The sequence below is a fragment of the Bradyrhizobium sp. genome (genome assembly GCF_035701725.1).
Taxonomy (GTDB): Bacteria; Pseudomonadota; Alphaproteobacteria; order Rhizobiales; family Xanthobacteraceae; genus Bradyrhizobium.
On sequence record NZ_DASSRP010000268.1, the window covers coordinates 1 to 17,224 of the forward strand.

Here is a 17,224-nt window from a genome sequence, read left to right on the forward strand (position 1 = left end):
GGAAGTTGCCGCCGCCGACCTGTCGCTGATCGCCGGCCAGAAGGCGGTCGTAACCTATTCGCGGATCGCGATCTCGACCTTCAAGCTGCGCGAGAACCAGCCGATCGGCTGCAAGGTCACGCTGCGCAAGGCCAAGATGTACGAGTTCATCGATCGCCTCGTCACCGTGGCGCTGCCGCGCGTGCGAGACTTCCGTGGCCTCAACCCGAAGAGCTTCGATGGCCGCGGCAACTATTCGCTCGGCATCAGGGAGCACATCATTTTTCCCGAGATCGACTTCGACAAGACCGGCGAAGCGTGGGGCATGGACATCACCGTGTGCACCACCGCGACGACCGACGAAGAAGCAAGGGCATTGTTGACCGCATTCAATTTCCCGTTCCGGCAGTGAGACGCGACTAGGACGCCTCTCAAACGCGGAACCAGAAGGAGCCAGGCATGGCAAAGAAGAGTTCAGTCGAGAAGAACAACCGGCGCAAGCGGATGGCGAAGAACGCCGCTCCGCGTCGCGCGAAGCTGAAGGCCATCATCGCCGACAAGACCAAGCCGATGGAAGAGCGGTTTGCGGCGACGTTGAAACTCGCCGAGATGCCGCGCAATTCGTCGCCGACCCGGATTCGCAACCGTTGCGAACTCACCGGGCGTCCGCGCTCGAACTATCGCAAGAACAAGCTTTCCCGCATCGCGCTGCGCGAACTCGGCTCCAAGGGCCTGGTTCCCGGGCTCGTGAAGTCGAGCTGGTAAGGAGGGATCGGCATGTCCACACACGATCCGATCAGCGATCTCATCACCCGCATCCGCAACGCGCAGATGCGTTCGAAGTCCAAGGTCTCGAGCCCGGGCTCGAAGATGCGCGCCAACGTGCTCGAGGTGCTGAAGGCCGAGGGTTACATCCGCGGCTACGCCAGCGTCGAGCATCCGTCGGGCCGCAACGAGCTCGAGATCGAACTGAAGTATTTTGACGGCGAGCCTGTGATCCGCGAGATCGAGCGGGTGTCGAAGCCGGGGCGCCGTGTTTACGCCTCGGTGAAGAACCTGCCGCGCGTCAACAACGGGCTCGGCATTTCGGTGCTGTCGACGCCGAAGGGAATCATGGCTGACCATGACGCGCGCGACGCGAATGTGGGCGGCGAGATTCTCTTTACGGTGTTCTAAGGAGAAGATCATGTCACGTATCGGCAAAAGGCCTGTGACCATCCCGTCGGGCGTTACCGCGACGGTGCAGGGCCAGACCGTGAAGATGAAGGGCCCCAAGGGCGAGCTTTCCTTCGTCGTGCACGACGACGTCGAAGTGAAGTTCGAGAACGGCCAGGTGAAGGTGGCGCCGCGCCACGAAACCAACCGGGCGCAGGCCCTGTATGGCACGGCGCGCGCGCAAGTCGCCAATCTCGTGCTCGGCGTCACCAAGGGTTTCGAGAAGAAGCTCGAGATCAACGGCGTCGGTTATCGCGCCGCGTTGCAGGGCAAGAACCTGCAGCTCGCGCTCGGTTACAGCCACGACGTGATCTATCCGATCCCGCAAGGCATCACGATCGCGGTGCCGAAGCCGACGGAAATTACGATCACCGGCAATGACAGCCAGCGCGTCGGCCAGGTCGCTGCCGAGATCCGCAGCTACCGTCCGCCGGAGCCCTACAAGGGCAAGGGCGTGAAGTATGCCGACGAATTCATCTTCCGCAAGGAAGGCAAGAAGAAGTAACGGAGCCGGTCATGTCGAGAATGAAAGCCACGAATGCCCGGCGCAAGCAGCGCGTGAGGTTGGCGTTGCGCCGTTCGGGCGGCGGCCGTCCGCGGTTGTCGGTATTTCGGTCGTCCAAGCATATCTATGCCCAGGTCATCGACGACCAGAAGGGCGAGACGCTGGCATCGGCCTCATCGCTGGAGAAGGCGATGCGCGATACCGGCAAGACCGGCGCGAACATCGATGCAGCGAAGGCCGTCGGCAAGCTGCTCGCCGAACGCGCGGTGAAGAACGGCGTGAAAGAGGTCGTGTTCGACCGCAGCGGCTACCTCTATCACGGCCGCGTCAAGGCGCTCGCGGATGCCGCGCGCGAAAGCGGATTGAGCTTCTAAGGATTTACACGAGGACAGGGGCGGTCAGCCCCTCAAGGATTGGAAAACACCATGGCAGGTGAACGCGAACGCGGCGGACGCGACCGGAAAGAGCGCGAGGAGCGCGACAGCGAGTTCGTCGACAAGCTCGTCCACATCAACCGTGTGGCGAAGGTCGTGAAGGGCGGCAAGCGCTTCGGTTTTGCGGCGCTGGTCGTGATCGGCGACCAGAAGGGCCGGGCCGGGTTCGGCCACGGCAAGGCGCGCGAAGTGCCCGAAGCGATCCGCAAAGCCACCGACGCCGCCAAGCGCAACCTGACGCGCGTGGCGCTGCGCGAGGGGCGCACGCTGCATCACGATATTGCCGGCCGCCATGGTGCAGGCCGCGTTTACTTGCGTGCTGCACCGGCCGGTACCGGCATCATCGCCGGCGGCCCGATGCGCGCGGTGTTCGAGACGCTCGGCGTCCAGGACGTGGTGGCGAAGTCGATCGGCTCGTCGAACCCCTACAACATGGTTCGCGCGACCTTCAATGCGCTCAAGCATCAGGACAGCCCGCGCTCCGTTGCGGCGCGCCGCAACATCAAGGTCTCGACCTTGCAGTCGCGCCGGGTCGGCGGTGACGCCGAAGCGGCTGCCGATTAACAAATCCGCGCTGTAAGGCGCCTACGGAGTTCAAGACGATGGCCAAGGCCGCAAAGACGATTAAGGTCGAGCAGACCGGCAGCCCGATCCGCCGCCACCATTCGCAGCGCAATACGCTGATCGGGTTGAAGCTCAACAAGATCGGCCGCGTTGCCGAACTTCAGGATACGCCTGAGGTGCGCGGCATGATCACCAAGGTTCAGCATCTCGTTCGCGTCGTCGGCGAGAAGTAATTACCGGAGCATGATCCCGAAAGCGGGTCCCCGGCTTTCGGTCAGGATCATGCTCAAGAGATAAGGAATACGACCATGAAGCTCAGCGATATCGCCGACAACGCCGGTTCCCGCAAAAAGCGGATGCGGGTCGGCCGTGGCATCGGCTCGGGCAAGGGCAAGACGTCGGGCCGCGGCGGCAAGGGCCAGACCGCGCGTTCGGGCGTGCGCATCAAGGGCTTCGAGGGCGGCCAGATGCCGCTGCATCGCCGCCTGCCGAAGCGCGGCTTCAACAACATCTTCCGCCTCGAGTTCGTCGAGATCAACCTCGACCGCCTGCAGCAGGCGATCGATGCCAAGCTGATCGACGCCAAGGACACGGTGACCGCGGAATCGCTGGTGAAGGCCGGCGTGCTGCGCCGTTCGCGCGACGGCGTGCGGCTGCTCGGCCGCGGTGAACTCAAGGCCAAGCTCAACATCGAAGTCCACGGCGCCTCCAAGCCCGCGATCGCGGCGGTCGAGAAGGCCGGCGGCTCGGTGAAGATCCTGGCACCGGTGGCCAAGGACGAAGGCAAGGCGGCGTAACATCTGCGTCATCGGTTGCACCGGCGTCGCCAAATTGCCGGGCAGGCGATGGACTTATTCGCCGCCTGATACCAAATAATGCCGCGCGTCCAATCCTGTCGGGCTGGACCGGGAGAAGGCCTTAAAGATGGTTTCAGCAGCAGAACAATTAGCGGCCAATATAAATTTCGGCGCCTTCGCCAAGGCCGACGAGCTGAAGAAGCGAATCTGGTTCACGCTCGGCGCGTTGCTGGTCTACCGTCTCGGCACTTATATCCCGCTGCCCGGCATCGATCCCACCATCTGGGATCAGGTATTCAAGTCCCAGGCGGGCGGCATTCTCGGTATGTTCAACATGTTCGCCGGCGGTGGCATCCACCGCATGGCGATCTTCGCGTTGAACATCATGCCGTATATCTCCGCCTCGATCATCATTCAGCTCCTGACCACGGTGTCGCCGCAGCTTGAAGCGCTGAAGAAGGAAGGCGAGGCGGGCCGCAAGACGCTCAATCAGTACACGCGCTATCTGACGGTGATTCTGGCCGCATTCCAGTCCTACGGCATTGCGGTCGGCCTTGAAGGCGCCGGCAACGTCGTCAGCGATCCCGGCATGTTCTTCCGCCTCTCGACCACGGTCACGCTGACCGGCGGAACCATGTTCCTGATGTGGCTCGGCGAGCAGATCACCTCGCGCGGCATCGGCAACGGCATCTCGCTGATCATTCTCTCCGGCATCGTCGCAGAGCTTCCCTCGGCACTCGCCAATATGCTGGAACTCGGCCGTCAGGGCGCGCTGTCCACGGGCCTCATCCTGATCGTGATCATCATGGCGGTGGCGGTGATCGCTTTCATCGTGTTCATGGAGCGCGCGCAGCGGCGGCTCCTGATCCAGTATCCGAAGCGTCAGGTCGGCAACAAGATGTTCGAAGGCCAGTCTTCGCATCTGCCTTTGAAGCTGAATACGTCGGGCGTGATTCCGCCGATCTTTGCCTCCTCGCTGTTGTTGCTGCCGACTACGGTCGCCAACTTCAATGCCGGCCACGGCCCCGAATGGCTGCAATGGATCACGACCCAGCTCGGCCACGGCCGCCCGCTGTTCTTGATCCTTTATCTCGCGCTGATCGTGTTCTTCGCGTTCTTCTATACCGCGATTGTGTTCAACCCGACCGAGACCGCTGACAACCTCAAGAAGCACGGCGGCTTCATTCCAGGCATCCGTCCCGGCGAGCGCACCGCCGAATATATCGACTACGTGCTGTCGCGGATCACGGTGCTGGGTGCGATCTACCTCGCGATCGTCTGCCTGATTCCTGAAATCCTGATTTCCTACGCTTCGGTGCCATTCTACTTCGGCGGAACATCGCTCCTGATCGTGGTCAGCGTGACCATGGATACGGTGGCGCAAGTCCAGGGATATCTGCTTGCCCATCAATATGAGGGACTGATCCGGAAGTCGAAGCTGCGCGGTCGCCGCCGCTGACGGAGCGGATTTTCCGCCGCGCTGGTTGTTGCGCTGCGACAGGCGTGGGCGCCAGCGCGATTGATTTTGAATCGCGGGTGTGCCGTGATGCACGTCACAAGGCACGATCCGTCGTCAGATATTTGCGTTTTCGCAAACCCGATGCCGGATTTTCCTGCAACAGATGCTAAATACGTCCGGGCAGAATCATGCCCGAACAAGGACTGGGCGCGCGGCGCGATCCATAGTTCGGGAATCCGTCGGGCCTAAGGGGGCGAAACAAACGATGAGAATAATTCTTCTTGGCCCGCCGGGCTCAGGCAAGGGAACGCAGGCCCAGCGGTTGATCCATCGCTACGGCATCGTTCAGCTCTCCACCGGCGAGATGCTGCGCGCCGCGGTGGCTGCGCAGACGCCGGTCGGCCTGAAGGCCAAGGACATCATGGCCGGTGGCGGGCTGGTGCCTGACGAGATCGTCATCGGCATCATTTCGGACCGGCTGGATCAGCCGGACGCGGCCAAGGGCTTCATCCTCGACGGCTTCCCACGCACCGTGCCGCAGGCCGAAGCGCTGGACGATCTGCTCCGCAAGAAACGCCTCAAGCTCGATGCCGTGATCGAATTGCGGGTCAATGAAAGCGCACTCCTGCAACGGGTCGAAAGCCGGGTTGCCGAGATGAAGGCGCGCGGGGAAGAGGTTCGGGTCGACGATACCCCTGAAGTGCTGGCCAAGCGGCTGGCGAGCTACCGCGCGCTGACCGAGCCGCTCATCCATTATTATTCCGAACGGCGCAAGTTGCTGACCGTCGATGGAATGATGACCATCGAGCACGTCACCCATGAAATCAGCCGGATCCTGCACGCCATCGGGGCGCTGGATCCGCAAGTGGACCACAAGGCCGCCAAGAAGCCGGCCAAACCGGCGGCGAAGGCCGCCAAGGGAACGTCAAAATCGGCCAAAAAGGCCTCGGGCAGGGCCAGGAAGGCCGCCAAAGCCGGTTCCAAGGCCGCTTCCAGGGCTGCCAGGAAGGCACCGAAGAAAGCCACCTCCAAAAAGGCCGCCAAAAAGCGGCCGGCCAGGGCGGCTGCGGCGGCCCGGAAGCGCCTCGCCACGGGCAGCCGCAAGGTAGCCGGAAAAGCGGCGAAAAAGGCCGGGAAACGGCGGGCTTAAGGTGTGGGGGCGGTTGACGAAACCCGCTTCAATCCTTTAATAAGCCCGCATCCAAGTCGGATAGTTCTAACGATGCCGGGCCCCAGGATCATGGGGAGGGCGTCGTGTTCGCGTTTGTGGACACCTGCCCGAGACGGAGCATGATCGGCGAGACCGAAGCCGGTTTTCGCAAGAGAGATCATGCACCAACGAAGACATGGTGCGCTGAAGACTTGGCGCGCTCGCGCTTGAAAGAGAAATTGGCCGCTCTCGCTTTGAAGTGAAGCGGCGACAGGAGAGAAGTTCGTGGCCCGTATTGCCGGCGTGAATATCCCGACCAACAAGCGCGTGCTGATCGCGCTTCAATACATCCATGGCATCGGCCAGAAGAATGCGGCCGACATCATGGAGAAGGTCAAGATCCCGGTTGACCGACGCGTCAGCCAGTTGACCGACCAGGAAGTGCTGCAGATCCGCGAAGTCATCGACCGCGACTATCTGGTCGAGGGCGATCTTCGTCGCGAGGTCGGCATGAACATCAAGCGTCTGATGGACCTCGGCTGCTATCGCGGCCTGCGTCATCGCCGCGGACTGCCGGTGCGCGGTCAGCGCACCCACACCAACGCGCGCACGCGCAAGGGGCCGGCCAAGTCGATCGCCGGCAAGAAGAAGTAAGAGAGAGCGAATAGCGAATAGGGAGTAGCGAATAGTTTTCTATTCGCCACTCACTACTCGCTTTCAGGTGTAGCCGCTGGCGTTACGGCGGCGTTGATATCGTCAGGAAAGGTCTTAAGTAATGGGCAAGGAAGCCACCCGCGTACGTCGTCGTGAGCGCAAGAACATCGCCTCCGGCGTGGCGCACGTGAATTCGTCGTTCAACAACACCACCATCACCATCACCGATGCGCAGGGCAACACCATTGCCTGGTCGTCGGCCGGCACGATGGGTTTCAAGGGTTCGCGCAAGTCGACCCCTTATGCCGCGCAGGTCGCCGCAGAAGACGTCTCCAAGAAGGCGCAGGAACACGGCATGCGCACGCTCGAAGTTGAAGTTGCCGGCCCCGGTTCGGGCCGCGAATCGGCGCTTCGCGCGCTGCAGGCGGCGGGCTTCACCGTGACGTCGATCCGCGACGTGACGACGATCCCGCACAATGGTTGCCGTCCGCGCAAGCGCCGGCGGGTTTGATGTTTTGAAAGGCGCGGGCGGTTTTTTGCCCGCGACGATTTCGGAAATTGCAAGCCGCGGACTATTCCGCGAGGTCTCCAACGCCAGTGACTTCGTCCCCCAGTCGACTGGCCCATGGGTGAAAACAGTGACGATCCAGAAAAATTGGCAAGAACTGATCCGGCCGAACAAGCTCCAGGTAACTGCGGGCCATGATGCGACTCGCTTTGCGACGCTGGTCGCCGAACCGCTCGAGCGCGGCTTTGGCCAGACGCTCGGCAACGCGCTCCGCCGCATCCTGCTCTCGTCGCTTCAGGGCGCCGCGGTGCAGTCGGTACACATCGACGGCGTGCTACACGAGTTCTCCTCGATCGCCGGTGTCCGCGAAGACGTCACCGACATCGTGCTCAACATCAAGGACATCTCGATCAAGATGCAGGGCGAAGGCCCCAAGCGCATGGTCGTGAAGAAGAACGGCCCGGGCGTTGTCACCGCCGGCGACATCCAGACGGTCGGCGATATCACCGTGCTCAATCCCGAGCTTCAGATCTGCACGCTGGACGAAGGTGCGGAAATCCGCATGGAGTTCACGGTCTCCTCGGGCAAGGGCTATGTCGCCGCCGAGCGCAATCGTCCCGAAGATGCGCCGATCGGCCTGATTCCGGTCGACAGCCTGTACTCGCCGGTGCGCAAGGTCTCCTACAAGGTCGAGAACACCCGCGAGGGCCAGATCCTCGACTACGACAAGCTCACCATGACGATCGAGACCAACGGCGCGATCTCGCCGGAAGACGCGGTGGCCTATGCCGCGCGTATCCTGCAGGATCAGCTCAACGTGTTCGTCAACTTCGAAGAGCCGCGCAAGGAAGTCACCCAGGAGATCATTCCGGATCTCGCCTTCAACCCGGCCTTCCTCAAGAAGGTGGACGAACTCGAACTGTCGGTTCGCTCGGCCAACTGTCTGAAGAACGACAACATCGTCTATATCGGCGATCTCGTGCAGAAGTCGGAAGCTGAAATGCTTCGAACCCCGAACTTCGGTCGCAAGTCGCTCAACGAAATCAAGGAAGTGCTGGCCCAGATGGGTCTGCACCTCGGCATGGAAGTGCCGGGCTGGCCGCCGGAGAATATCGACGAGCTCGCCAAGCGCTTCGAGGATCATTACTAAGCGGCGAATAGCGAATAGGGAGTGGCGAATAGAGTATCGACTATTCGCCATTCGTTACTCACCACTCGCCACACCGGGCGAACGCAGGCAGCCCACCTGAGCACATGTCGGACGAACCGTCACGACAACTGAAGAGAAGGAATTAGTTTCATGCGTCACGGCAAGGTTCACCGCAAGCTCAACCGCACCGCCGAACATCGCCGCGCGATGTTCGCCAATATGGCGGCTGCACTGATCAAGCACGAGCAGATCGTCACCACGCTGCCGAAGGCCAAGGAATTGCGTCCGATCGTCGAGAAGCTGGTCACGCTCGGCAAGAAGGGCGGGCTCGCGCTGCGCCGTCAGGCTATCTCCGAAATCCGCGACGTCGATCAGGTCAAGAAGCTGTTCGATGTGCTCGCCAAGCGTTATGCCGATCGTCACGGCGGCTATACCCGTATCATCAAGGCCGGCTTCCGCTACGGCGACAACGCCGCGATGGCCGTGATCGAGTTCGTCGATCGCGACGTCGACGCCAAGGGTCAGGATTCCGGCCCGGTCGAGGCGAAGGAAGCCGAGGCGGCGTAACGCGCCCGGTTCGGATCACATTGATCTCATTCAGACGGCGCCCTCGGGCGCCGTTTTTGTTTGGACGGCATAACAACGCTCCCAGCGGTCATCGTCCGGCGCAACCGGCTGGATTTCACACAGACTGTGCTAGGCTTCTTCCTTTAATCAGGGAGGTAAGAATGAACCTGCGGTTGCGTGCAATTCATTCCGTTGTGGCGGTGCTGTCGTTGATCTGGCCGCTGGCGGCCAGCGCCGAGCCGGCGTTTCAGCGCCTGACGCCGCTCCTGGTCGATCTCGAGGGATGGCAGGGCAAGAAGCCGGACGGCATGTCGATGGATCTACCCGGGGGCAGCATGACCACCGCGACCCGCGAATATCAGAAGGGATCAGCCAAGGCGAACGCCGCTGTCATGACGGGGCAGGCGGCCTCCGGCGCGCTGGCGCCGATGCAATCTGGCATGAACCTCTCGACCTCCGAGGGCCACATGATCACCGATACCATGGGCGGCATGAAGGTGATGAAGACCTACACCACCGCGCAGAAATCCGGCGCGCTCTTGGTCGCGCTCGACAAGGACGCGATGTTCAGCTTCTCCTATACCGGCCTTGGCGAGGACGAAGCACTGGCGCTTGCCCAGAAGTTCGACTGGAAAGCGATCCAGGCGGCGGCGAAGAGCAAGTAGCGCGGGATTTTCAAAGAATCCACCGTCGTCATTGCGAGGAGCGAAAGCGACGAAGCAATCCGGAATCTGAGTCCGGTTAGACTGGATTGCCTCGCTAACGCTCGCAATGACGGTTGGCGCCCTACCACCCCTCCATCACGATCTTGCCGCGCGACTTGCCGCTTTCCAGCAGCGCGTGGGCGCGCTTGAGGTTGGCCGCGTTGATCTTGCCGAAGCTTTCGCCGAGCGTGGTCCGCAGCACGCTTTTGTCGACGAGGTCGGCAACGTCGTTGAGCAGGTTGTGCTGGCCGATCATGTCCGGCGTCTGGAACGAGGAGCGGGTGAACATCGATTCCCAGTGCACGGAGATCGATTTGCCCTTGAAGACAGCGACGTTGAATTCGGCGGGATCGTCGATCAGGCCATAGCGACCCTGCGGCGCCATGATGTCTGCGAGTTGCTTGTAATACTGGTCGGTGTTGGTCAGGCTTGCGATCAAAGCGAGCGGCGGGCACTTGAGCTTCTCGATCTGCTCCTTCAAGGGCTGTGCGTGATCGACCACCGCATGCGCGCCGAGATCGAGGCACCATTGCCGCGATTCCGGCCGCGAGGCGGTGGCAACGACGGTGAGGCCGGTCAGGCGCCTCGCCAGCTGGATCATGATCGAGCCGACGCCGCCGGCGCCGCCGATCACCAGCAGCGTGCGCGCATCGACGCTCTTGCCGGGGACAGCGCCGAGCCGCTCGAACAGGAGTTCCCACGCTGTCAGCGAGGTCAGCGGCAGGGCGGCGGCTTGCGCAAACGACAGTGACTTCGGCTTGGCCCCGACGATACGCTCATCGACCAGGTGAAATTCCGAATTGGTGCCCTGGCGCTGGATCGAGCCGGCGTAGAACACTTCATCACCCGGCTTGAACAGCGTCACCTCGGGTCCGACCGCGTCGACAACGCCGGCGGCATCAAAGCCGAGGATCTTGAACTCGCCCTCCGGCGGCGCGGCGCGTTTGCGGACCTTGTAGTCGACGGGGTTGGCGGAGATCGCCTTGACGGCGACGCGGATGTCGCGGCCCTTCGGCTCGGGCTTGTCGGCCTCGAAATCGATCAGGGCTTCGGCCGCGTCGATGGGAAGGGATTTTTTGTATCCGACGGCTTTCATGTTCGTTGGACTCCAATGGTGCTCGCATCTACTTGTCTCGCTGGCACTTGATTGGCAAGTACTGTAAATTCAGGGATATAGTCCCCGTTTGGATACTATTGGAGTTTCTCCATGAAACGACGCGATTTCGGCCGCCGGCCGGGCTGCGCCGTCGAAGCCACGCTCGACCTGATCGACGGAAAATGGAAAGGGGTCATCCTCTTTCATCTGCAAAGCGGCACGCAACGTTTTGGTGAGTTGCGGCGGCGGATGCCCGGGATTACGCAGCGCATGCTGACCAAGCAGCTCCGTGCGCTTGAGGACGACGGCCTGATTGTCCGCAAGGTGTATGCCGAAGTGCCGCCGCGGGTCGATTACCGCTTGTCCGAGGTCGGCGAGAGCTTGCGCCCCGTCATCGATACGTTGAAGGCCTGGGGCGAACGCCATCAGGACCGGCTGTCCTGCGCACCGCGAGAGGTGACGGAAGCGCCCGACCGGGCGGCGTAACGTCGCCTCGGTTCGTATCTATCGCCTGTCCATCGCTTAGAAATTTGGAAATTCTCATGCTCTCCATCCGTCTCTCGCTCGTTCTGTTGATCTCTGCACTGTTGGCCGGTGGCGTGCTGGCGCAGGAGCGGCGCGTTCCGTCCTCGGCCGCGGAACTGCGGCTGTCCTATGCGCCGATCGTGCAACGGGTGCAGCCGGCGGTGGTCAATGTCTATGCCGCCAAGGTGGTGCAGAATCACAACCCGCTGCTGGACGACCCGATCTTCCGCCGCTTCTTCGGCGTGCCCGGGCAGCAGCCCGAGCAGATGCAACGCTCGCTCGGCTCGGGCGTGATGGTCGATCCATCCGGTCTTGTGGTGACCAACAATCACGTCATCGAGGGCGCCGATCAGGTTAAGGTCTCGCTGTCGGACAAGCGCGAATTCGAGGCCGAGATCGTCTTGAAGGATTCGCGAAGCGATCTCGCCGTGCTTCGTCTCAAGGACGTCCGCGAAAAATTCCCGACGCTCGACTTCGCCAATTCCGATGAGCTTCAGGTTGGTGACGTTGTGCTGGCGATCGGCAATCCCTTCGGCGTTGGGCAGACCGTCACCCACGGCATCATCTCGGCGTTGGCACGCACGCAGGTTGGCATCACCGACTATCAGTTCTTCATCCAGACCGATGCGGCGATCAATCCCGGCAACTCCGGCGGCGCGCTGGTCGACATGACCGGCAAGCTCGCCGGCATCAACACGGCGATCTTCTCGCGTTCCGGCGGCTCGCAAGGCATCGGCTTTGCGATCCCCGCCAACATGGTGCGTGTGGTGGTGGCGTCGGCAAGAAGCGGCGGCAAGGCGGTGAAGCGGCCGTGGCTGGGCGCGCGGTTGCAGGCGGTAACGCCGGAAATCGCCGAGACGCTCGGGCTGAAACGGCCGAGCGGCGCGCTGGTTTCCAATGTCGTTCCCGGCAGTCCCGCCGCGCGCGCCGGCCTCAAAGTGTCCGACCTGATCGTCGGCGTCGAGGGGCAGGCGATCGATGACCCCAACGCGTTCGACTATCGGTTTGCGACGCGTCCGCTCGGCGGCACGGCCGAGATCGAGGTGCAACGTGGCGGCAGGGCGCTCAAGCTGGCGGTGCCGCTCGAAATGGCGCCCGACGGCGGCCGCGACGAAATCGTGTTGACGACGCGCTCGCCGTTCCAGGGTGCCAAGGTCGCCAACATCTCGCCGGCAGTCGCCGACGAACTGCATCTGGATTCGGACACCGAAGGCGTCGTCGTCACCGACATCGCCGATGACTCGACTGCTGCGAGCGTCGGTTTCCAGAAGGGCGACATCATTGTCGGCGTCAACAATCAGAAGATTGCCAAGACCGGCGATCTGGAAAAGGTGACGCGCGGCAGCTCCCGGCTCTGGCGCATTCAGATGGTGCGCGGTGGTCAGCAGATCAACGTTACGCTCGGCGGATGAGTAGGAAGCCAAGACAGGAAGGCGCAAACCTCTTCGCCGCGGCGGGGCTGGCCCAGGATGCGCCGCACCCTTTGCCGGACCGGATGCGGCCACGCTCGCTTGGCGAGGTCGTCGGGCAGGACCACATCCTCGGACCGGACGGTGCGCTCACGCGGATGCTGGAGACGCGTACGCTGGGTTCCCTGATTTTCTGGGGACCGCCCGGCACCGGCAAGACCACGGTGGCGCGGCTCCTGGCGGACGCGACCGAACTGCATTTCGAGCAGATTTCGGCGGTGTTTTCCGGCGTCGCCGACCTGAAAAAGGTGTTCGACGCGGCGCGCGCGCGGCGCGAGACCGGTAAGGGGACGCTGCTCTTCGTCGACGAGGTGCACAGGTTCAATCGCGCGCAGCAGGATTCGTTCTTGCCGGTGATGGAAGACGGCACCGTGGTGCTGGTCGGCGCCACCACCGAAAATCCCTCGTTCGAGCTCAACGCGGCGCTGCTGTCGCGCGCGCGCGTTCTGGTGTTTCACTCCCTTGATGCGAACGCGATCGAAAAGCTGTTCGCCCATGCCGAGAAGATCGAGGGCCGGAAGCTGCCGCTCGATCCGGAAGCCCGCGCCGTGCTGGTGCGCATGGCCGATGGCGACGGCCGGGCGGCACTAACGCTGGCCGAGGAAGTGTGGCGCTCGGCACGGGGTGGCGAGGTGTTCGACGCCTCGCATTTGCAAACCATCCTGCAACGCCGCGCGCCGATTTACGACAAGTCCGCCGACGGCCATTACAATCTGATCTCCGCGCTGCATAAGTCCGTGCGCGGCTCCGATCCCGACGCGGCGCTCTATTATCTCGCACGCATGTTTGACGCCGGCGAGGACCCGCTGTTCCTGGCACGGCGGGTGGTGCGGATGGCGGTGGAGGACATCGGCCTTGCCGATCCGCAAGCCCTCGTGATCTGCAACGCAGCCAAGGACGCCTACGATTTTCTTGGCTCTCCGGAAGGCGAGCTCGCGATCGCACAGGCCGTGATTTATCTCGCCACCGCGCCGAAATCGAACGCCGCCTACAAGGCTTTCGGGGCGGCGATGCGGACCGCGAAGCAGGCCGGCTCGCTGTTGCCGCCAAAGCACATCCTGAATTCGCCGACCAAGCTGATGAAGCAGGAAGGCTATGGCGAAGGCTATGAATACGACCACGATGCGCCTGACGCCTTCTCCGGACAGGACTATTTTCCGGAAAGCCTGGGACGGCAGACCTTTTACGATCCGCCCGAACGCGGCTTCGAGCGCGAAATTCGCAAGCGGCTGGAGTATTGGGCGAAGCTGCGGCGCGAGCGAGGAAACGGCTGACATCTTTTTCGGATCGTCCTATGGTGTGCCATCAACCGGGCCACTAGGGGGCATCCTATGGACAACGTTTGGTTGACCGCCGCGATTGTCGTGGTGCCGCTTGTGGCCGGGCTCTGTCTGATCGGCGTTCTGGCGCGGGGAATTTACAACAATCCGAACGTCCCTAACGGCGCAGCGATCGTGCTTGGCGTCGCCGCGCTGCTGTGTGTGGCGCCGACCATCGTCAACCTGACGATAAAGAACGGCAGCACGGAAATCAGCTTCGTCAGGGAGCAGCTCCAGACCCAGACCCAGCAGATCAAGAGCGATTTCGGCGCGCAGGGCGGAAGGTTGAATGCGGCGATCGAGGAATTGCGCCGGCGCGTAACGGCGCTCGAAAAGGCGGGCGGAGCGGCGGTGATGCCGGCAGCCGCGCCAAGCCCGAACAGCGGCAAGGTCGTCGTCCTGCTCTATGTCGAGGACCGGAAGGACCTCGCCTTGCAGATGCAGAGCTATCTGCTTCAGCAAGGCTATAGCGCCAATGCCGTCTATACCGACTTCACCGAGCTGAGCGATGCCAGCCATCTTGCGTCGGGTTCGGTGGCGGTCGTCTCGGCCGATGGCAGCACCTCCTTGCGCAAGGAAGTCGAGACGGTGCTAAAGGCAAAATTCCCTCAGCAGATGCAGGGCGTGGTCGATTCCGGTCTGGCGAAGCTCGTCGGAACCTCGATTCAGGTCCGGCTGTTTTGACCAGTCCCGAACGCCAAGAGCCGGTGACGCCTACATTCCGCCGCCGCCACCCGCATTTTTTCGGTCGAAATCGTCGTACATCGGCGGAGGCCAGGATGGGCTGGCGGATCGGGACTCGCCGACGCCTGGCCCGTTTTGAACCTTCCTCTTGTTCTTTATCAGTTCGATGCCGCCGCCTGCCGCGGCCTTGGCCGGAGCAGCGACTGAAGTCACAACAATTGCCGCGCACGCCATCAGCGTGCAAAGTCGGGTGGCAGATTTGCCCATTCGTCTCTCCCAAAGTAACCGGCGCAAGCCGTCCTTGCTGACGATACGCAGCGCATGGCGCCCGCGTTACGCGAGGGCCGCTTTTTTGCGAGCGTCACGCCGAGATCATTTTCCCGTCTTCACGAATTCCAGGATTTGATCGGTCAGCCGCGTGTCGGCGGTATTGATCGAATAAACTTCCGACATGTGATTGTGCTGCGGCAGCATGACGGTGCGCGCGCATCCGGCCGGCCGCTTGCAGGCTGCCTCCTTGAACAGCTCGAACTGCTTGACGAAGCCTTCGAGGTCGCGCTCCGAACTCACCGCCATCAGCGGGATGTTCGTCCTCAGGAGTCCCGGCAGCGACGACTCGCTTGCATAGCGCGAGGGATCGCTGCCGAAATAGGCTTTCTCGGGGTCGTTGAGCGGCGCCGCGGTCAGGTCGTAAACGGCGGAGGCCATGATCGCGCCCTTCAGGCCACCGTTCTTCGCTTTGTAGAATTCCGGATGCGACACATAGCTTGCGACGTGCATCGCGCCGGCCGAGTGGCCCATCAGATAGATGCGCGCGGGATCGCCGCCGCGTTCAGCGATCTCGTCCGAAACCCATTTGACCGCGGAAGCGACATCCTCGGCACCGGCAGGCCAGGGGAATTGCGGCGCCAGGCGATAGGTCATGTTGACGCCGATGAAGCCGTTCTTCACTGCCCAGAGCATGATGTTGTCGTAGAACGGGCTGTCGGGCGTGCGGCGTTTGTTGCCGCCGATGAACGCACCGCCATGGACGAACATCAGCACTGGCCGGCCCGATGCCGTCGCCTGCGGCATGAATATATCGAGCAGGTTGCGCTCGGCGGGGCCATATTTGAGGTCGCGCTCGATCCGGACGCCAAAATAAGGTTCGCTCGGTTGCAAAGGTGCGTAGAGCTTGGCGGTTTCCGGCGGATCAACGACGCGCCCGAGTTCGGCGAGCTTTTTGGCGATGTTCGGCGGCATCGGGCTGTCGGCCGCCGATACCGACATGGCGGCGAGGGCCACGACCACCGCCAAAGCCCACATTACTCGCCGCATTCTCACACGCTCCTGACCGTTCCAAGCGGCGCAACATGGCCGATCCAGCCCGGTTTTTGTATTCATTTCGCCGTGACGATTCGTCCCTTTTGGGTTACCCAAATCCATTATTGGAGCTGCAACCCTCATGAGCCGTCGTACCCGAAAACCGCTGCCAAAACGCCATGCTGCCGATCGTTCGAAAGGCGAGCGGCCATTTCGTGGGGCCGAGGGGCGGCCGCATGGACAGCGGCCGGGCGCCAAGCCGGCGAAGCGTTTTGCGACCTCGGCATCGCGCGCGACGAAGCCGGCACCGGCCGCGCTGCCCAAGGAGCAGCATAAGGATCAATCCGCGCTGCTGCCGACCAAAGTGCAGACCGTGGTCGTCACGGCCGACGAGAACAATATGCGCGTCGATCGCTTTCTCGAGGCGCGTTTTCCCGGCCTGTCGTTCTCGCACATTCAGCGTATCGTTCGCAAAGGCGAGCTGCGCGTCAACGGCAAGCGCGCCGACAGCAAGGATCGCCTCGAAGAAGGCCAGAGCGTTCGCATTCCGCCGCTGAAACTGGATGCGCCGCGCCAGGCTGCGCAGCTTTCGGAAGCGGGCCTCAAGACGCTCGCCGCGTTGAAAGAGATGACGCTTTACGAGGACGAGGACGTGCTGGTGCTGAACAAGCCGGCGGGACTTGCCGTGCAGGGCGGCTCCGGCACCACGCGTCATGTCGATCAGATGCTGGAAGTGATGCGCGATGCGAAAGGGCAGAAGCCGCGTTTGGTCCACCGGCTCGACAAGGAAACGTCGGGCTGCCTGTTGATCGCCAAGACGCGCTTTGCGGCGAGTGCGCTGACCGGCGCGTTCCGCCATCGCTCGGCGCGCAAGATCTATTGGGCGCTGGTGGCAGGTGTCCCGAAGCCGAAACAGGGCCGCATCTCGACCTATCTGGCGAAGGAAGAGAGCGAGGAAGATTCGATCATGCGGATTGCCGAGCACGGCGACGAGGGCGCCAGCCATGCCGTGACCTATTACGCGGTGGTGGAAACCGCGGCGCAGAAGCTGGCCTGGGTTTCGTTGAAGCCGGTGACCGGGCGAACGCATCAGTTGCGCGCCCACATGGCCCATATCGGCCACGCCATCGTCGGCGATCCCAA

Annotated in this window: 23 protein-coding genes; 20 read left to right on the forward strand and 3 right to left on the reverse strand. The window is 62.5% G+C overall.

Annotated features, from left to right (window positions below; genetic code table 11):
• The 15 genes from rplE to VFL62_RS16055 form a co-directional block, all read left to right on the forward strand.
• The coding region (gene rplE / locus VFL62_RS15985; protein WP_325173355.1) for a 50S ribosomal protein L5 at positions 1–391 on the forward strand (391 nt) is incomplete at its 5' end.
• Between the two features lie 47 nt (positions 392–438).
• The gene (rpsN, locus tag VFL62_RS15990) at positions 439–744 is read left to right on the forward strand and encodes a 30S ribosomal protein S14 (RefSeq protein WP_325173356.1); all 306 of its coding nucleotides are present in this window, start codon (positions 439–441) and stop codon (positions 742–744) included.
• 12 nt (positions 745–756) lie between these two features.
• Positions 757–1,155, forward strand: a complete 399-nt coding sequence (gene rpsH, locus VFL62_RS15995) for a 30S ribosomal protein S8 (protein WP_325173357.1) — start codon at positions 757–759, stop codon at positions 1,153–1,155.
• 10 nt (positions 1,156–1,165) lie between these two features.
• Positions 1,166–1,699: a 50S ribosomal protein L6 gene (gene rplF, locus VFL62_RS16000; RefSeq protein WP_325173358.1), complete on the forward strand. Its 534-nt coding sequence runs from the start codon at positions 1,166–1,168 to the stop codon at positions 1,697–1,699.
• A gap of 11 nt (positions 1,700–1,710) precedes the next feature.
• Positions 1,711–2,073 carry a 50S ribosomal protein L18 gene (rplR, locus tag VFL62_RS16005; protein WP_325173359.1) on the forward strand — a complete coding sequence of 121 codons (363 nt, stop codon included), beginning with the start codon at positions 1,711–1,713 and terminating at the stop codon, positions 2,071–2,073.
• A gap of 51 nt (positions 2,074–2,124) precedes the next feature.
• Entirely contained in the window at positions 2,125–2,697 is a 573-nt protein-coding gene (gene rpsE / locus VFL62_RS16010; protein ID WP_325173360.1) for a 30S ribosomal protein S5, read from the forward strand.
• A gap of 38 nt (positions 2,698–2,735) precedes the next feature.
• On the forward strand, positions 2,736–2,930 hold the full coding sequence (gene rpmD / locus VFL62_RS16015) for a 50S ribosomal protein L30 (RefSeq protein ID WP_325173361.1): 195 nt from the start codon (positions 2,736–2,738) through the stop codon (positions 2,928–2,930).
• Positions 2,931–3,005: 75 nt separating this feature from the next.
• On the forward strand, positions 3,006–3,494 hold the full coding sequence (gene rplO, locus VFL62_RS16020; protein WP_325173362.1) for a 50S ribosomal protein L15: 489 nt from the start codon (positions 3,006–3,008) through the stop codon (positions 3,492–3,494).
• Between the two features lie 127 nt (positions 3,495–3,621).
• Positions 3,622–4,953: a preprotein translocase subunit SecY gene (gene secY / locus VFL62_RS16025; RefSeq protein WP_325173363.1), complete on the forward strand. Its 1,332-nt coding sequence runs from the start codon at positions 3,622–3,624 to the stop codon at positions 4,951–4,953.
• 265 nt (positions 4,954–5,218) lie between these two features.
• Positions 5,219–6,103 (forward strand): adenylate kinase, encoded by an 885-nt coding sequence (locus tag VFL62_RS16030; RefSeq protein WP_325173364.1) that lies wholly within the window; start codon positions 5,219–5,221, stop codon positions 6,101–6,103.
• Positions 6,104–6,388: 285 nt separating this feature from the next.
• Complete coding sequence (gene rpsM, locus VFL62_RS16035) at positions 6,389–6,757, forward strand: 30S ribosomal protein S13 (RefSeq protein ID WP_325173365.1); 369 nt, start codon at positions 6,389–6,391, stop codon at positions 6,755–6,757.
• Positions 6,758–6,878: 121 nt separating this feature from the next.
• Positions 6,879–7,268 (forward strand): 30S ribosomal protein S11, encoded by a 390-nt coding sequence (rpsK, locus tag VFL62_RS16040; RefSeq protein ID WP_007603045.1) that lies wholly within the window; start codon positions 6,879–6,881, stop codon positions 7,266–7,268.
• A gap of 118 nt (positions 7,269–7,386) precedes the next feature.
• Positions 7,387–8,415, forward strand: a complete 1,029-nt coding sequence (locus tag VFL62_RS16045) for a DNA-directed RNA polymerase subunit alpha (RefSeq protein ID WP_325173376.1) — start codon at positions 7,387–7,389, stop codon at positions 8,413–8,415.
• A 150-nt stretch (positions 8,416–8,565) separates the two neighbouring features.
• Positions 8,566–8,982 carry a 50S ribosomal protein L17 gene (gene rplQ, locus VFL62_RS16050; protein ID WP_325173366.1) on the forward strand — a complete coding sequence of 139 codons (417 nt, stop codon included), beginning with the start codon at positions 8,566–8,568 and terminating at the stop codon, positions 8,980–8,982.
• A 161-nt stretch (positions 8,983–9,143) separates the two neighbouring features.
• A complete protein-coding gene (locus tag VFL62_RS16055; RefSeq protein ID WP_325173367.1) occupies positions 9,144–9,647 on the forward strand; it encodes a hypothetical protein in 504 nt (167 codons plus the stop codon).
• A gap of 121 nt (positions 9,648–9,768) precedes the next feature.
• On the opposite strand, the gene VFL62_RS16060 is transcribed toward VFL62_RS16055, so the two are convergent.
• Positions 9,769–10,782: a zinc-binding alcohol dehydrogenase family protein gene (locus tag VFL62_RS16060; protein WP_325173368.1), complete on the reverse strand. Its 1,014-nt coding sequence runs from the start codon at positions 10,780–10,782 to the stop codon at positions 9,769–9,771.
• Between the two features lie 111 nt (positions 10,783–10,893).
• Between VFL62_RS16060 and VFL62_RS16065 the strand changes: the two genes are divergently transcribed.
• Genes VFL62_RS16065 through VFL62_RS16080 form a run of 4 tightly spaced genes read left to right on the forward strand, consistent with a single transcriptional unit; the run spans position 10,894 to position 14,779 of the window.
• The gene (locus VFL62_RS16065; RefSeq protein WP_325173369.1) at positions 10,894–11,268 is read left to right on the forward strand and encodes a helix-turn-helix domain-containing protein; all 375 of its coding nucleotides are present in this window, start codon (positions 10,894–10,896) and stop codon (positions 11,266–11,268) included.
• A 56-nt stretch (positions 11,269–11,324) separates the two neighbouring features.
• Positions 11,325–12,719, forward strand: a complete 1,395-nt coding sequence (locus VFL62_RS16070) for a DegQ family serine endoprotease (RefSeq protein WP_325173370.1) — start codon at positions 11,325–11,327, stop codon at positions 12,717–12,719.
• On the forward strand, positions 12,716–14,050 hold the full coding sequence (locus VFL62_RS16075; RefSeq protein WP_325173371.1) for a replication-associated recombination protein A: 1,335 nt from the start codon (positions 12,716–12,718) through the stop codon (positions 14,048–14,050). The genes VFL62_RS16070 and VFL62_RS16075 overlap by 4 nt, the downstream gene beginning before the upstream one ends.
• A gap of 57 nt (positions 14,051–14,107) precedes the next feature.
• The gene (locus VFL62_RS16080; RefSeq protein WP_325173372.1) at positions 14,108–14,779 is read left to right on the forward strand and encodes a hypothetical protein; all 672 of its coding nucleotides are present in this window, start codon (positions 14,108–14,110) and stop codon (positions 14,777–14,779) included.
• 30 nt (positions 14,780–14,809) lie between these two features.
• Here the strand turns inward: VFL62_RS16080 and VFL62_RS16085 are convergent, their stop codons facing one another.
• Complete coding sequence (locus VFL62_RS16085) at positions 14,810–15,046, reverse strand: hypothetical protein (RefSeq protein ID WP_325173373.1); 237 nt, start codon at positions 15,044–15,046, stop codon at positions 14,810–14,812.
• 105 nt (positions 15,047–15,151) lie between these two features.
• Positions 15,152–16,096 carry an alpha/beta hydrolase gene (locus VFL62_RS16090; RefSeq protein WP_325173374.1) on the reverse strand — a complete coding sequence of 315 codons (945 nt, stop codon included), beginning with the start codon at positions 16,094–16,096 and terminating at the stop codon, positions 15,152–15,154.
• 127 nt (positions 16,097–16,223) lie between these two features.
• On the opposite strand from VFL62_RS16090, the gene VFL62_RS16095 reads away from it, so the two are divergent.
• Positions 16,224–17,224: RluA family pseudouridine synthase (locus VFL62_RS16095; protein WP_325173375.1), on the forward strand; the 1,001-nt coding region annotated here is incomplete at its 3' end.

Excerpts from the sequence above, each read along its gene's own strand:
- rpsN (WP_325173356.1), top strand. The coding sequence starts at position 439 with ATGGCAAAGAAGAGTTCAGTCGAGAAGAACAACCGGCGCAAGCGGATG.
- rpsH (WP_325173357.1), top strand. The coding sequence starts at position 757 with ATGTCCACACACGATCCGATCAGCGATCTCATCACCCGCATCCGCAAC.
- rplF (WP_325173358.1), top strand. The coding sequence starts at position 1,166 with ATGTCACGTATCGGCAAAAGGCCTGTGACCATCCCGTCGGGCGTTACC.
- rplR (WP_325173359.1), top strand. The coding sequence starts at position 1,711 with ATGTCGAGAATGAAAGCCACGAATGCCCGGCGCAAGCAGCGCGTGAGG.
- rpsE (WP_325173360.1), top strand. The coding sequence starts at position 2,125 with ATGGCAGGTGAACGCGAACGCGGCGGACGCGACCGGAAAGAGCGCGAG.
- rpmD (WP_325173361.1), top strand. The coding sequence starts at position 2,736 with ATGGCCAAGGCCGCAAAGACGATTAAGGTCGAGCAGACCGGCAGCCCG.
- rplO (WP_325173362.1), top strand. The coding sequence starts at position 3,006 with ATGAAGCTCAGCGATATCGCCGACAACGCCGGTTCCCGCAAAAAGCGG.
- secY (WP_325173363.1), top strand. The coding sequence starts at position 3,622 with ATGGTTTCAGCAGCAGAACAATTAGCGGCCAATATAAATTTCGGCGCC.
- VFL62_RS16030 (WP_325173364.1), top strand. The coding sequence starts at position 5,219 with ATGAGAATAATTCTTCTTGGCCCGCCGGGCTCAGGCAAGGGAACGCAG.
- rpsK (WP_007603045.1), top strand. The coding sequence starts at position 6,879 with ATGGGCAAGGAAGCCACCCGCGTACGTCGTCGTGAGCGCAAGAACATC.
- rplQ (WP_325173366.1), top strand. The coding sequence starts at position 8,566 with ATGCGTCACGGCAAGGTTCACCGCAAGCTCAACCGCACCGCCGAACAT.
- VFL62_RS16055 (WP_325173367.1), top strand. The coding sequence starts at position 9,144 with ATGAACCTGCGGTTGCGTGCAATTCATTCCGTTGTGGCGGTGCTGTCG.
- VFL62_RS16060 (WP_325173368.1), bottom strand. The coding sequence starts at position 10,782 with ATGAAAGCCGTCGGATACAAAAAATCCCTTCCCATCGACGCGGCCGAA.
- VFL62_RS16065 (WP_325173369.1), top strand. The coding sequence starts at position 10,894 with ATGAAACGACGCGATTTCGGCCGCCGGCCGGGCTGCGCCGTCGAAGCC.
- VFL62_RS16070 (WP_325173370.1), top strand. The coding sequence starts at position 11,325 with ATGCTCTCCATCCGTCTCTCGCTCGTTCTGTTGATCTCTGCACTGTTG.
- VFL62_RS16075 (WP_325173371.1), top strand. The coding sequence starts at position 12,716 with ATGAGTAGGAAGCCAAGACAGGAAGGCGCAAACCTCTTCGCCGCGGCG.
- VFL62_RS16080 (WP_325173372.1), top strand. The coding sequence starts at position 14,108 with ATGGACAACGTTTGGTTGACCGCCGCGATTGTCGTGGTGCCGCTTGTG.
- VFL62_RS16085 (WP_325173373.1), bottom strand. The coding sequence starts at position 15,046 with ATGGGCAAATCTGCCACCCGACTTTGCACGCTGATGGCGTGCGCGGCA.
- VFL62_RS16090 (WP_325173374.1), bottom strand. The coding sequence starts at position 16,096 with ATGCGGCGAGTAATGTGGGCTTTGGCGGTGGTCGTGGCCCTCGCCGCC.